At 41.2% G+C, this 14,578-nt stretch carries 10 protein-coding genes; 7 read left to right on the forward strand and 3 right to left on the reverse strand.

Features of this window, described 5'->3' with window-relative positions; translation table 11 throughout:
* Nucleotides 1–23 precede the first annotated feature (23 nt).
* Entirely contained in the window at nucleotides 24–1,031 is a 1,008-nt protein-coding gene (locus EAE91_RS03325; protein WP_214052376.1) for a restriction endonuclease, read from the reverse strand.
* An 802-nt stretch (nucleotides 1,032–1,833) separates the two neighbouring features.
* On the opposite strand from EAE91_RS03325, the gene EAE91_RS03330 reads away from it, so the two are divergent.
* The 4 genes from EAE91_RS03330 (at nucleotide 1,834) to EAE91_RS03345 (ending at nucleotide 7,539) form a co-directional block, all read left to right on the forward strand.
* Nucleotides 1,834–2,586: a sulfite exporter TauE/SafE family protein gene (locus tag EAE91_RS03330; protein ID WP_214087236.1), complete on the forward strand. Its 753-nt coding sequence runs from the start codon at nucleotides 1,834–1,836 to the stop codon at nucleotides 2,584–2,586.
* A 108-nt stretch (nucleotides 2,587–2,694) separates the two neighbouring features.
* Nucleotides 2,695–3,891: an MFS transporter gene (locus EAE91_RS03335; protein ID WP_214087237.1), complete on the forward strand. Its 1,197-nt coding sequence runs from the start codon at nucleotides 2,695–2,697 to the stop codon at nucleotides 3,889–3,891.
* A 381-nt stretch (nucleotides 3,892–4,272) separates the two neighbouring features.
* Nucleotides 4,273–5,619, forward strand: coding sequence for an NCS2 family permease (locus tag EAE91_RS03340; RefSeq protein WP_214087272.1), 1,347 nt, complete (start codon nucleotides 4,273–4,275; stop codon nucleotides 5,617–5,619).
* 270 nt (nucleotides 5,620–5,889) lie between these two features.
* Nucleotides 5,890–7,539: a Na+/H+ antiporter gene (locus tag EAE91_RS03345; protein WP_214087238.1), complete on the forward strand. Its 1,650-nt coding sequence runs from the start codon at nucleotides 5,890–5,892 to the stop codon at nucleotides 7,537–7,539.
* A 203-nt stretch (nucleotides 7,540–7,742) separates the two neighbouring features.
* Here EAE91_RS03345 and metR read toward each other — a convergent pair whose 3' ends face one another.
* Nucleotides 7,743–8,699 (reverse strand): HTH-type transcriptional regulator MetR, encoded by a 957-nt coding sequence (gene metR / locus EAE91_RS03350; RefSeq protein WP_214087239.1) that lies wholly within the window; start codon nucleotides 8,697–8,699, stop codon nucleotides 7,743–7,745.
* A 108-nt stretch (nucleotides 8,700–8,807) separates the two neighbouring features.
* Here metR and metE point away from each other — a divergent pair, with 108 nt between their 5' ends.
* Nucleotides 8,808–11,084 carry a 5-methyltetrahydropteroyltriglutamate--homocysteine S-methyltransferase gene (gene metE, locus EAE91_RS03355; protein WP_214087240.1) on the forward strand — a complete coding sequence of 759 codons (2,277 nt, stop codon included), beginning with the start codon at nucleotides 8,808–8,810 and terminating at the stop codon, nucleotides 11,082–11,084.
* Nucleotides 11,085–11,328: 244 nt separating this feature from the next.
* Nucleotides 11,329–12,162 (forward strand): intradiol ring-cleavage dioxygenase, encoded by an 834-nt coding sequence (locus tag EAE91_RS03360; RefSeq protein WP_214087241.1) that lies wholly within the window; start codon nucleotides 11,329–11,331, stop codon nucleotides 12,160–12,162.
* A 246-nt stretch (nucleotides 12,163–12,408) separates the two neighbouring features.
* Here EAE91_RS03360 and pcp read toward each other — a convergent pair whose 3' ends face one another.
* The gene (pcp, locus tag EAE91_RS03365) at nucleotides 12,409–13,065 is read right to left on the reverse strand and encodes a pyroglutamyl-peptidase I (protein ID WP_214087242.1); all 657 of its coding nucleotides are present in this window, start codon (nucleotides 13,063–13,065) and stop codon (nucleotides 12,409–12,411) included.
* 721 nt (nucleotides 13,066–13,786) lie between these two features.
* Between pcp and udp the strand changes: the two genes are divergently transcribed.
* A complete protein-coding gene (gene udp / locus EAE91_RS03370) occupies nucleotides 13,787–14,542 on the forward strand; it encodes a uridine phosphorylase (RefSeq protein WP_214087243.1) in 756 nt (251 codons plus the stop codon).
* The last annotated feature ends 36 nt before the right edge of the window (nucleotides 14,543–14,578 follow it).

Below are 14,578 nucleotides of genomic sequence, written 5' to 3' on the forward strand. Positions count from 1 at the left end.
AGTCATGGTATTGTTGCAAAGACTTAATATTTAGCGGTTATAAATAGAGTTTCTGATGGTTTCCATCCTACAGCATAGGTATCTGCCAGTTTTAACCAGTACTTAATTCTTTCTTCTTTGGGAAGAACTACTCTCCAATACTCTTCAAATAAGGCATCTTCTAATTCATAAAACGCTCTAAGCATTTCGATCTCTATATCTTTTAATGCCCTTTCTATATAATTGCCACCTCTTTCTGGCGACGATCTCATTGCGACACTTCCAGCAGAAAATAAATCTCTAGCTTGATTACATAATATGCCATAATATGTTAGAAGGAACATTGTCACATCATCGTATTTTCCTGATACTCGGCTAGATTTAACAATCTGTGGACAAAGTACTGCTGATTCTGCTCGATACTTTCGCTTCTCCGGCTGAGAAAGTTTTGTATATAGCCTTACTTCCAATGGTAGAGTTCTTTCATCAGGTTGATCATCAATCCACCAAAGCCTTTCACCGGGCTTTAACCTATTTTTTGCATACTTTCTAATGAAGGGCATTTTTTCTTCCGGACTTAAAATCCTGAAGTCGTTATAGCTTATATTGAGCTTATCGAATAATGGTTCTTTGGCATTAATTTCCACTTCAAATCTTGGAACATGAGACGTTCTTACGTGCATGATACATTCTTCATAACGCCCCCATTTAACTTCTGGTTCTCCGCCAATTTTTCCAAAAAGTAGATATACATAATCTACTCCCTGCTTACGACTCCCTTCGAAAATGCTATTTGCTATTGATCTCCATGTATTATTATCTGAATATTTTACTTCTACACCAAAGTTTCCAATAATTATGTCTGGAAACTCTTGTGCAGGAGGATTCATATCTACAGATAACCTCATGTCCGTTAATATCTCTCCTAAAACCTCTCTGACTCTTTGCTCGAATTTTTTTGAGTTATGATGCTCGTTTGATGATCTCAAGTCTTGAGTGAGTTTTTCTGTTGTCTTAGTTAATAAGGTCTCAAAAATTTGGCGCTCTATCATTTTTTATCTAACATCTTTTCTATCCATATATGCCATTAGATTACAACGACATGTACCGTGGTCACAAGTTATAATAAAGTTCTTAAAAATCAATTAAATAGGGAAAGATACCAAAGAAAAGACTCGGCATTAAGATAATTTAAAACAATGATAGCTGGCAGATTCCCCTTAACATACCGACAATTGTGTGATGTACCTACAAAACTTCGTAGCTCATGAGTTTTACTGCCTATGTTTCTAGTTGTTTCGTATAGAAAACATCTGATAAAATAGTAGCCGATTTATAATTAGCACTGTATTTTTCAGTAAATTAAACCATTCTTCTTTTATGCTTTTAATACGTTAAAATAATTTCATATTGTTGTTTTTAAAAACTATTTTCTCGCTCGATTAACGCTTAAATACCTGTTAAACCGTTATAATCTTGCCTGGTTAATCCGTCAGAGCTTTCTACATCGTTGTATGAATGGTATTAATGACAATATCAATCTAATCTAACGAAATACCATTCTTTTTAAGATCGCCTTCTGGTTTGTTGGTGGTATCGTTTTTATCTTGCCAATGCTCTTACTATGATCTCAATATATGGTAGATCATTTATTGTTTAGTAAATATTTGCAATTAACTATAATTTTAACATGTTATCTTTCCATTAGAACCATACCATCGCCATGTGTGCATAAGGACATCTTTAACTGGTGTATCCCATTTTTTGCAGATTGGCCTGACAAGTGATAGTAAAAACTATTAGTATTGAGAAAACAAACACTCTGGTTTAGAAGCTATTTTCAGGGAAATAGAAATGTTACATCTACTTGCATGGCCTGATCTGCTTATTTGCATTTTTGTCGTTTTCTTTGCTTATCTGGTTTTTGGTATGGCCGGGTTTGGCTCTGCGCTTATTGCCAGTCCAATTCTGGCATTTTATATTCCTGTAGCGAAAATTGTGCCTATGCTCGCGTTGGTAGATTTAACCGCCGCAGTGATTAATATTACCAGAGAGGGTAAAAAATCAGAGTTTAGTGAGATTAAGTTAATTATTCCATTAATGATTGCTGGTAGTTTGATTGGCGCCGCCATTTTATTGATGGCCCGACCTGATGTTTTAGTTCTGGTGTTGGGGTTATTTGTTGTTTTCTATTCAATTTATTCGTTATTTTTCAGTAAAACCTATCGCCAATTCCCTGTTAAGGCCGCCATTCCGTTTGGGCTGAGTGGAGGTATTTTCAGTGCGTTATTTGGTAGTGGAGGGTTTCTTTATGCAATTTATCTAACCGGGCGTATATCTGATAAGGAAATTTTCAGGATCACTCAGACAACTTTAATTGGTTTCAGTACTCTGACGAGAGTGATTATTTTTGTTGTCATGGGTATCTATCTGGACACCTCATTTTTGTTATTGATACTGGTATTTATTCCAGCCATGTTGTTGGGAATCTATTTTGGCCGCCAGGTGACACTAAAAATCTCCAGAGAAACATTCTTGAAGTTTATCAATATTATCGTGCTAGCTTCGGGCTTAATGCTGATATATCGCTATATATTTACTATTTGAAATAGTAACCAATCAGAATTAATATATTCAATATAATATTATTAATTTGTTGTTTTCAGTTCATTTCATATTTATGCTCTTTATTTTTGCTGGATAAACATAAATAAAATGAACCGTCGTGATTATAGAAATAGTAATTTTTTTGCCATCTTTACTATTACCACGAGTGTCGCGGTTATTGGCATTGTTATTGGTTTGACTATCCCAATGATAGCGTTACGCTTGCATAGCCAAGGTATTGATGAGTTGTACATTGGTTTAATTTCTGCGGCTCCGGCATTGGGGGTTCTTTTGAGTGCTCCGGTAGTCCAGAAAATTGCAGCTCTGGTAGGTAAGAAACACGCCATGATGATTGCAACAGGAGTTTCTGCTGGCAGTTTGCTTCCACTTTTGGGTTCGTTGCCGATGGAGGTGCTTTTTCCTCTGCGGCTAATGACTGGTGCTGCTAACGGCTTAATGATCTGTCTAGGTGAAACTTGGATTAATGAACTCTGTGAAGAGAATAAACGAGGCAGGATACTAGCTGTTTATACGACGGTTTTTACTATCAGTCAGTTGCTTGGCCCTTCTATCATTGCTTTTTATGGTATTGCAGATAAAACGCCGATACTAATTTGTACTCTGATCCATATCTTCTCTCTGGTGCTTTTTGTCATGGTAGATCAGAAGAAAGGTGATATGTTGCCGCGACACAGTAAGCAATCCAATTTCTCTATTGTTCAATTTGTGAAAGTTGCACCGGCGATCTGTGGTGGTGTGCTGTTTTTTTCCTTTTTCGACGGCACCATTCTTTCTATGTTACCCATCTACGGAATGAGTTGTGGATATGTCGAAGCGGTAGCTGCACTAATGATAAGTGTTGTTCTTGCTGGCGATGCATTGATGCAGTTACCGTTTGGTTGGCTGGCGGATCATATGAATCGTATGCGTTTGTACCAGATTTGCGGTGTAGTAACGCTCGGAGCAAGTATGTTATTGCCATTTGCTATGGCGCATCAATATCTTATCTGGCCTCTGTTGATTGTTTTAGGGGCAACTGCGGGGGCTATTTACACCGTTGCATTAGTCCAAATTGGTCAGTATTTTTCAGGAAATGATCTGATAGTGGCTAATGCCGCGGCGGCTATGTTGTGGGGTATTGGCAGTTTGTTTGGGCCACTGCTTGCCGGTATAGCGAGTTCAGTGACGCCATCAGGTTTACCTATTCTACTTGTCATCATTGCAGCGCTATTTCTGATTTCAACAATGGATCGGTTTAATCCACAAAGTAATAAAAGTGATAAAAGTGAAGTGTTCAGTCGATAGTTGTACCGGTGTAAAAGCTGGCTGTGAATAGCAGTCAGCACTGTATAAATCTTTTTGTTTTTCAAATGGATAGTAAGCGGAATCCTAAGTTTGAAACATTGCGATTAATTATTGTAAAAAGTTTAATCTCCGAAAGTCATTTTTCTGATACTTAGCCAAATAAAACTGTTAGCTATTGATTTCAGCACTATGATCACTGGATAATCTTTCGCCTCAAATTTTCTCACTGCTTTCTATTCTAAAAACCAAACGATTGCTTTTGTGATTTGTTGAACCGATTGGTGCAATGTTCATTAAGTTGTTGTGTTATTAAGCGAGGTAATCGTTTTCGTTTGATGGGGAAGTGGAAGAAGTACCATGAACATAATGCAGGGGAACGACATGTCAGGCATTCAGGCACCAGTTAAATGCAAACTGGATAAGTATTTTAAATTGACCGAACGTGGCACAACGGTACGCCGTGAAATTCTGGCAGGGATCACCACTTTCTTGGCGATGGTTTATTCAGTCATCGTTGTACCGGGAATGTTAGGGCAGGCAGGGTTTCCCCATACTGCTGTCTTTATTGCCACTTGTTTGGTTGCCGGTTTTGGTTCTTTGTTAATGGGGTTGTGGGTTAACTTGCCTATGGCAATTGGTTGTGCAATTTCGTTGACTGCATTTACCGCTTTTAGCTTGGTTTTAGGGCAGCAAATCACTATTCCGGTTGCACTCGGTGCGGTATTTCTGATGGGGTGCTTGTTTACGGTGATTTCTGTTACCGGTATTCGTTCTTGGATTTTACGCAATATTCCAATGGGCATTGCGCATGGCGCAGGGATTGGTATTGGGCTGTTTTTGTTACTGATTGCGTCAAATGGTGTTGGTCTGGTCATTAAGAATCCACTGGAAGGTCTGCCTGTTGCTCTGGGAGCGTTCACCTCTTTTCCGGTTGTGATGACTCTGCTTGGGCTGGCTGTTATTTTTGGCCTGGAAAAATTGAAAGTTCCCGGTGGTGTGTTGTTAGTGATCGTGATGATTTCTGTTATTGGGCTGATTTTTGATCCGGCAGTGAGATATCAAGGGTTTTTTAAGGTACCAAGTCTGGGAGATGACGGTCTGTCCTTGATTTTTAGTATGGATATTATTGGGGCTTTGCAGCCAATTGTGTTACCTAGTGTGTTGGCGCTGGTAATGACTGCGGTGTTTGATGCGACCGGTACCATCCGTGCGGTAGCAGGGCAAGGGAATCTGTTGGATAAAGGTGGACAGATTATTAATGGCAGTAAAGCGCTCACTGCTGATTCTGTTAGTAGTATTTTTGCCGGTGCTATCGGTGCTTCCCCGGCTGCGGTATATATCGAATCAGCCGCGGGTACCGCCGCAGGCGGTAAAACAGGTTTAACCGCAACAGTTGTCGGTATCCTGTTCCTGTTAATTTTGTTCTTTTCTCCACTTTCCTATCTTGTACCGGCGTATGCCACGGCACCAGCGTTGATGTATGTTGGTTTGTTGATGCTGAGTAATGTTAGAAAGCTGGATTTCGATGATTTTGTTGGGGCGATGTCCGGTATGCTCTGTGCGGTCTTTATTGTTCTGACCTGCAATATTGTAACTGGTATTATGTTGGGTTTCAGTTCGCTGGTTGTTGGTCGTATTTGTTCAGGTGAATGGCGCAAATTGAATATCGGTACAGTGGTAATTACGATCGCTTTAGTAGCATTTTATGCTGGTGATTGGGCTATTTGATTGATTAAAAAGTGCGTAAGGTCTGTTCATCCCTGCGCACTTTGCCATTTCTTGCGATTACTTTTAAATTCTCAATTATTTCCCCTCTATTTATCTGATTAGTTTACAATATTCCTGCAATTCTTTCGGATACGGCTCCGCGTGTATCTACCTTTTTCGATTGATTCAGTTACTTTAGTATTAAGATTTATTCTCACTGTTTTGTGTTAACGGGAAGAAAAAGAGTTTCAATCTGTATACCAACGGTTCTTAGTAAATTGTAAGGGCAACATGGAAATATTCTTTACTATTCTGATCTTGATTTTGGTGGTTTCAGTTTCTGGCGTTTTGACTAAAGTGATTCCGTTCCGCATACCTCTGCCGTTAATGCAGATTGCAATGGGAGCATTGCTGGCTTGGCCACACTTTGGCTTACATGTTACTTTTAATCCTGAGCTATTTCTCGTTCTGCTAATTCCTCCTTTGTTATTCGTTGATGGCTGGAAAATGCCAACCAGAGAGTTTTTCCAGTACGGACGGGAAATTTTCATACTGATGCTGGTATTGGTGCTGGTTACTGTTATCGGTATTGGTTATCTGATTTACTGGTTAATGCCTGGCATTCCGTTAATTGCTGCTTTTGCCCTTGCTGCTGTGCTATCGCCAACAGATGCAGTGGCTTTATCGTCCATTGTTGGAAAAAGGCGCATGCCTAAGCGCATGATGAATGTGATGGAAGGGGAAGCGTTAATGAACGATGCTTCCGGCCTGGTAGCCTTAAAGTTCGCTGTCGCGATAGCAATGGGAACGATGGCATTTTCTGTTACTGACATGACCATAGAATTCTTCAAGGTTGCTATTGGCGGTTTGTTATCCGGTATTGCAGTAACCTGGCTGTACAGTAAATCCCTGCGTTTAATGAACCGTTGGAGCGGTGGCGATCCAGCAACCCAAATTGTTTTCATGTTGCTGTTGCCGTTTGCTTCTTATTTGATTGCGGAACATATTGGCGTTTCCGGTATCTTGGCTGCGGTTGCTGCGGGTATGACTATCAGTAAATCTGGGGTTATCCGTAATGCGCCATTAGCGATGCGTTTACGCGCTGATAGTGTCTGGTCGATGCTGGCGTTTGTGTTTAACGGTCTGGTGTTTATTATGTTGGGCCTGCAACTACCGAGGATCTGGGAAACTTCCGTTGTACAGGCAGAACTTGATCCAACCGTTGAAATCTGGATGCTGTTCGCCGCGGTCGCAGTGATTTATGGAGCCCTTCTATTACTGCGTTTCTGCTGGTTGTGGCTGATGAAGAATATCAGCAAAGTTTTTATGAAAAAAAATCCACTGAATTTTGCGACTTATACCACTCGTGAGTTATGGCTGGCATCTTTTGCCGGAGTTCGTGGAGCAATCACTCTTGCTGGTGCACTGTCTGTTCCTCTGTTTTTGGCGGATGGTACGCCATTCCCGGCCCGTTATCAGCTTATCTTTATTGCCGCGGGGGTCATTCTGTTCTCGTTGTTAATTGGTGTCCTCTCTTTGCCATTCCTGTTACGGGGAATGCAAACTTCCGATAAGGAGGCAGATCTCAGTGAGGTACGAATGGCGCGGGCCGCTATGGCGGAAGTGGCGATTGTTAGTATGAATAAGATGGAAGAACGTCTTTCTGCTAGTCCCGAAGAGCAATTGGATGCTGAAGTGATTACTGAAGTTGCTTCGAGGGTGATTGGCTATTTGCGTCGCCGTACTGTGGGGCAGGATGAGATCGAACATAACCTGCTAGTGGAAGACTTGGAACGTCGTTTTCGTCTGACCGCATTAAGGGCGGAGCGCGGTGAGTTGTATCACCTGCGTGCAACCAGAAAAATCAGTAATGAGACACTGCAAACCTTGCTGCATGATTTGGATTTACTGGAAGCTCTATTGGTAGAGAAAGAGCACTGATATCCTGTAATTTGTTGGTTGTCACGACAACCTTGTGAGTCACTTTATTCAGCCTGATCGGTGAGTATCTCGCCGTCAGGTTGATAGCTGATTTGTGGCGTTTACTCGTGTCTGGCTGATGGTACTCGTTTTTCCGCCATAGATACCGGAACCCCTGGCAATGATGAATAATACGTTGGTTCCGGTGGAGTGGCGGGTAAAATTTACCATTGGAGGGGATTTGGTTGCTGCGTTGTTCTGGGGGCATCAACGTTTAGTTTTGCAATTCCTTTTACGAATGGCAGATTATCCATCGCATGTTGGCGTGCGGAATGGATAAATGCGTCAGTCTCAGGCTGATACTGTTCGCCTTCACGAACGGCAGCGTACAGCCTGCTCCATAAACCTTCTCCCAGTGTTTTAGTTACCACTAACCCTTGTCTTTCAAATGTCTCAACAACCCAATGTGGCAGGGCTGCGATTCCCATGCGGGCAGCGACCATTTGGATCAGTAACAGGGTGTTATCCACATTTTTCAACGTAGGGGCAACCCCCGCAGGTTGCAAGAAACGCCGCCAGATATCGAATCGCTGACGCTGAACGGGGTAGATCATCAATGTTTCATCAATTAAATCTGTTGGCTGGATGTGCAATTTATTTGCCAGAGGATGATCCGGAGCGACAACCAGTTTGACCTCATAATCAAATAGTGGTGTGTAGTGCAGATGACTCTCCGGGAGAATATCTGATGTCAAAACGACATCCAGTTCCCGTTGCAGTAGTGCAGGCTGTGGATCAAAAGTGACACCGGATTTGAAATCCACATTGACTTGGGGCCAGGTTTCTCGGAAATGCTTGAGTGCAGGTGTCAGCCATTGAATACAACTATGGCATTCAATAGCGATACGCAGATTTGTTTGTCCCGGCTCTTTACATTCGCGGAGGGCATTTTGAACCAGAGGGAGCACTTGTTCTGCTAGCCGTAATAAAATTTCACCCTGTGGCGTGAAGCGAAGCGGTTGACTTTTACGAATGAACAACCGGAAGCCAAGGCGATGTTCAAGATCGCTGAACTGATGAGACAAAGCGGATTGTGTTTGATGCAGATGATTGGCTGCCGCCGCTAATGAACCGCAATGACTCAATGATTGTAATGTTTTTAAATGTTTTATTTCGATCATGAGAAACCTTCAGGATGATAATGAATAAATTGCGCTTGTGGTTTATACCTTACCTGTTGATTATGGATGTGTAAACATCTAGACGGCTAAAAATGACGGGATAATGAAATGACGATTATTAATCACACACTTGGCTTTCCACGTATCGGTTTGAAAAGAGAACTCAAAAAGGCTCAGGAGAACTATTGGGCAGGGAAAATTTCTCAGCAAGAATTATTGGAAACTGGCCGTGAGTTACGTGCCCGTCACTGGGAGCAACAGAAGCAGGCTGGTGTTGATTTAGTGCCGGTTGGTGATTTCGCTTGGTATGATCATGTTCTAACCACCAGTTTACTACTCGGTAATGTGCCGCCACGTCACCAAAATTCAGATGGCACGATTGATCTAGATACCTTGTTCCGTATTGCTCGCGGTCGTGCACCGACGGGTGAACCTGCCGCCGCCGCAGAAATGACTAAATGGTTTAATACTAATTACCATTATATTGTGCCAGAGTTTCAGCAAGGGCAGGAATTTAAACTGAGTTGGACTCAGTTACTAGAAGAAGTAGATGAAGCGTTGGCTCTGGGGCATCAAGTAAAACCAGTTTTACTGGGGCCGGTGACTTACCTGTGGTTAGGTAAAGTGAAAGGTCAGGTATTTGATCGTCTCTCTTTATTGAAAGATATTCTTCCTGTTTATCAGCAAATATTAGCTGAGTTAGCCAGACGTGGTATCGAGTGGGTTCAGATTGATGAACCTGCGTTGGTACTGGAACTGCCAGCAGAGTGGTTGGCAGCTTATCCGGTTGCTTATCAGGCGCTTCAAGGGCAGGTTAAATTATTGCTAACTACCTATTTCGATAGCGTTGGCCACAATCTAGAAACGATTAAATCCTTACCGGTACAAGGGTTACATGTGGATCTGGTTGCAGGTCAGGATGATGTCGCGCAACTGAATGAGTCATTGCCAAAAGAGTGGGTGCTTTCCCTTGGTGTGATTAATGGTCGTAATGTATGGCGTGCTGATTTAACGACCAAACATCAGTTGATCAAGCCATTGGTAGGTAGCCGTACACTGTGGATCGGTTCTTCCTGTTCTCTTCTGCATAGCCCTATTGATCTGAATGATGAGACTGCGCTTGATGCAGAGGTGAAAAGCTGGTTTGCGTTCGCATTGCAGAAATGCGAAGAGTTAGCCTTGCTGGCTGCGGCATTGAATCAGCCGGAAGGCGGTAAACAAGCGGAATTGGATGCCTACAGTACGCCAATCCGTGCCCGTCGTGAATCTAAACGGGTGAATAATCAGGCTGTGACTGACCGCCTTGCGGCAATTAATCCACAGGACAGTGAGCGTAATCAACCATATCCACAGCGTGCAGAAATACAGCGTCAGCGCTATAACTTGCCATTGTGGCCGACAACAACCATTGGATCATTCCCGCAAACAACGGAAATCCGCGGCTTGCGTTTGGATTTCAAAAAAGGTCGGGTAGATGGTGCCAGTTATCGTACCAATATCTGTGAACATATTAAGCAGGCAATTAACGAACAAGAACGTTTAGGATTAGATGTATTGGTTCATGGCGAAGCTGAACGTAACGACATGGTGGAGTACTTCGGTGAACACCTCGACGGTTTTGTCTTTACGCAGAATGGTTGGGTTCAGAGCTATGGCTCCCGCTGTGTTAAGCCACCAGTGATTATTGGTGACGTCAGCCGTCCAGAAGCTATCACTGTAGAATGGGCTAAATATGCTCAATCGTTGACGGAAAAACCTGTCAAAGGGATGTTAACCGGGCCGGTGACAATTCTTTGTTGGTCATTCCCAAGGGAAGATGTCAGCCGTGAGACGATTGCTAAGCAGATTGCATTGGCACTGCGTGATGAAGTGGACGATTTGCAAAAAGCCGGTATTGGTATCATCCAGATTGATGAGCCAGCATTGCGTGAAGGTTTACCACTGCGCCGGGAAGAGTGGCAGTCCTATCTTGATTGGGCGGTAGAAGCATTTAAATTGAATGCGGCAATTGCTAAAGATGACACACAGATTCACACTCATATGTGTTATTGCGAGTTCAATGACATCATGCCTTCCATCGCAGCATTAGATGCGGACGTGATTACCATTGAAACTTCCCGCTCAGATATGGAGCTGTTGGATTCATTCGAAAACTTCTCTTATCCGAATGAGATCGGGCCGGGTGTTTATGACATTCATTCACCTAATGTACCGAGTGTTGAATGGATTGAAGCACTGTTACGTAAGGCGGCTGATCGTATTCCGGTTGAGCGCTTGTGGGTTAACCCGGATTGTGGCCTGAAAACCCGTGGTTGGACTGAAACTCGGCAGTCACTGGCAAATATGGTGCAAGCGGCGAAACGTCTGCGTGAATCAGTGAAATAACTCATCCAACAATTTGCCTGTCACCTTTAATTGGTGATGGGCATTTTTCAAAAAATAATCTTTCTTTATTGTAAGTAGCGCATGGTGATGCGGCTTCGCATGAGTCTTTTCTATTACCAAACTTTTAGTAACTTATATATGCCATATTGGTATTTGAAAAAACGCATTTTATTAACAAAATAACTCGGGTAGTAACAAGATGGAAGCATTTTAATAGAAATTTAATAATTAAAGAGAGGATTATATGGATGTTAATAAGTTGAAAGGTAAGAAAAGTAGCTCTCGAAGAAATTTTTTAAAAAGTAGTGCAGCTATTACAGCGACTGCTGCACTTGCTCCGATTGCTTTAGCTCGTACGGAAACAACGTTATCCCCACAACATGGAATAGGCGTATGTACGCTTGCGCCAGAGCAGATATCAGGGCCGTATTTCCGGAATGACAAAATTATAAGAAGGGATATTACCGATTCAGAAGTAGGAATACCTTTTTTATTGAAAATTACTATTATGGATAATAAAACATGTAAACCGGTTGAGAATTTATTTGTTGATATCTGGCATTGTAATAGTCGGGGAAAATATTCTGGCTGGAGTCATATCAGCCCCGATGTAGTACCTCACGTTGATGGAATAGCTTCGGTCAATAGAACTGATGAGCAAAATTTTCTGAGGGGCGCTCAATCATCAAATAAAAATGGAATAGTTAATTTTACGACTATTTACCCTGGGTTTTATGCTGGTAGGGCGACTCATATTCATATTGCAATCAGAAAATTGAGCGCAAATGTGACTGACAAAGAGCATTTTGCTTTTGTTGGTCAAATGTATTTTCCAGAAGAAATCAATACAGAGGTTTATAAATATGACATGTATTCAGAACGGAAGATAACCAGAATTAAAAATTATGAGGATGTATATTTTAAAAATATGAATGGTCATCTTTCAGAAATAAAAGTAACAAAAATAGATGAATCTGATATTAACCGTGGGATACTGGGTGAAATAGTTTTATCGATAGACTTGGAAAATATATCTAAATATATCACTAAGAGTGAACTCTATTCTCATACCGTATAATTTTCTTTTTTGAATAAATCGGGTTTTGGTGTAATAGCAGTTAACTTTATGAAGCAATTTGTTTAAATATCATTTTGATTAACTCTTTAAAGAGAGTATTATTATTCATAATAATCATATAATGATACTATGCAGGCACAGAGAGAATTATCTTTACTGTTTGATTAATATTATCAGTAGAACATATTTTCTGTGCCTGTCATTTTCCCAGAGAAAAACTTTTAGTTCCGCGAGCAGAATATCAAATTAATGAGTTGTGCCTCCATTAATAGTGATATCTTCACTGTTTTTTAATGCTTCATCGATAGCAATTTCCAGCGCTGTTATAACTGTTTCTAGGGCCATACTTGGCGTTCCTGAATACCGAGCTGCTTGCTCAGGCAGATAAGGGATATGGATAAATCCACCGCGTATTTCAGGATAGGTGCATGCCAAATGATGCAATAAGCCGTACATGACGTGATTACAGACAAAAGTGCCTGCGGTTTGTGAAATGGAGGCAGGGATTCCTGCATCACGCAACCCCTTGACTATCGCATTGATCGGTAACGTGGCGAAGTAGGCGGCAGGGCCTGTTGCGACTATGGGGGTATTGATAGGCTGATTACCTTGATTATCAGGAATGCTAGCATCATTGATATTAATTGCCACGTGTTCCACAGTAATATTTGGCCTGCCGCCTGCCTGCCCTACGGCAATGACCAGATCAGGCTGTACATCATCAATAGCGGCATACAGACAAGCCAGAGAGACGTCGAACACACATGGAAGCTGACGCGCTTCAATACGGACCCCGCATAATTCTCGTCCCTGTAATTGCTTAGCAGCTTCCCAAGATGGATTAATCGTTTCTTGGTCGAAAGGCTCGAAACCTGTAATTAAAACTGTTTTTTGTGTCGTCATAGTAATAGTGCCCTTAGTATAGTGGAAAGAGTCTAATATATCTAAACAATATGCATCCTATAAAAAGATAACTGTGATATTTATATTTGGTAATTGTTTTATTTTTGTTGAAAATATAATTGTAATATATTGGTAAATAAGCAATAAAATTTATTTATTAGTCGAATCCGCCTTAGTTATAGAAATGGAATGCAGTTGATTTTTTAATATATTCATCATAAGAAAAAATTATTTTAAAAATAGTCCAGTTTATTGCCTTGTTGATTTATAAATGTTAGGTGAATATTTTAATGACGACAGTGATTTATATTTGGTTAAGTTGATAGTTTATTGGAAATATTTTTTATGGCCGGGTTGTGAAACGATAATTTTTTCTTTTTGACGGGATGGATATTAACCTCTATTAACTCTCAAGGAGAAAATATTTCGATGAGATAATCCGTGATATATTTTTCTCGATACGTTATGAAACATAAATATAGCTAAACAATGAGTTGTTTTTCCATAATATGAACTCATTTAAGTTAGTTTATGGATGGAGTAAAACGCCCTGTTTTTTGTCCATTTTATGGTTATTTTGTGATTTATGTCTCAAAATAATGTACGTTTTTCTTTTTTATATTACTTTGAAGTGACATTTATCACTAAAAGATGTCTAAATGCTCAATACAGTAGATCTCAACTAATTTTATTATAAATTCTTCTTGCTGAGGAGTCTGATATGTCTGATGTATTTCACTTAGGTCTGACCAAAAGCGACCTGCAAGGCGCAACTTTAGCTATTGTTCCGGGTGATCCGAAACGTGTGGAAAAAATTGCAAGATTGATGGATAACCCAGTTCATCTTGCTTCTTTACGTGAATTTACGTCATGGCGGGCAGAGATTGATGGTAAAGCTGTCATTGTGTGTTCTACGGGTATCGGTGGCCCATCAACCTCTATTGCTGTTGAAGAATTAGCGCAATTAGGGGTACGTACTTTTTTACGTATCGGCACAACAGGTGCAATTCAGGAACATATCAATGTTGGTGATGTGCTGGTGACTACCGCGGCTGTTCGTTTGGATGGTGCCAGCCTGCATTTTGCTCCGATGGAATTCCCGGCGGTTGCTGATTTTGAATGTACGACGGCTCTGTACCAAGCAGCAAAAGATTTGGGTGCAATGGTACATGTGGGGGTAACGGCCTCTTCCGATACTTTTTATCCCGGTCAGGAGCGTTACGATACCTATTCTGGCCGTGTTGTGAGCCGTTTCAAAGGTTCAATGACTGAATGGCAGGCGATGGGGGTCATGAATTATGAAATGGAATCGGCAACTTTATTAACAATGTGTGCAAGCCAAGGGCTGCGAGCGGGTATGGTTGCCGGTGTTATTGTTAACCGTACTCAGCAGGAGATTCCTAATGTTGAATTACTTGAGAAAACAGAAAGTAATGCATTGGGGATTGTAGTAGAAGCTGCTCGCCGTTTGTTGTAAATCATACTTTTTGGGCCGGAGTATTCCGGCTCACTC

The organism is Photorhabdus noenieputensis (genome assembly GCF_018448935.1).
Lineage (GTDB): Bacteria > Pseudomonadota > Gammaproteobacteria > Enterobacterales > Enterobacteriaceae > Photorhabdus > Photorhabdus noenieputensis.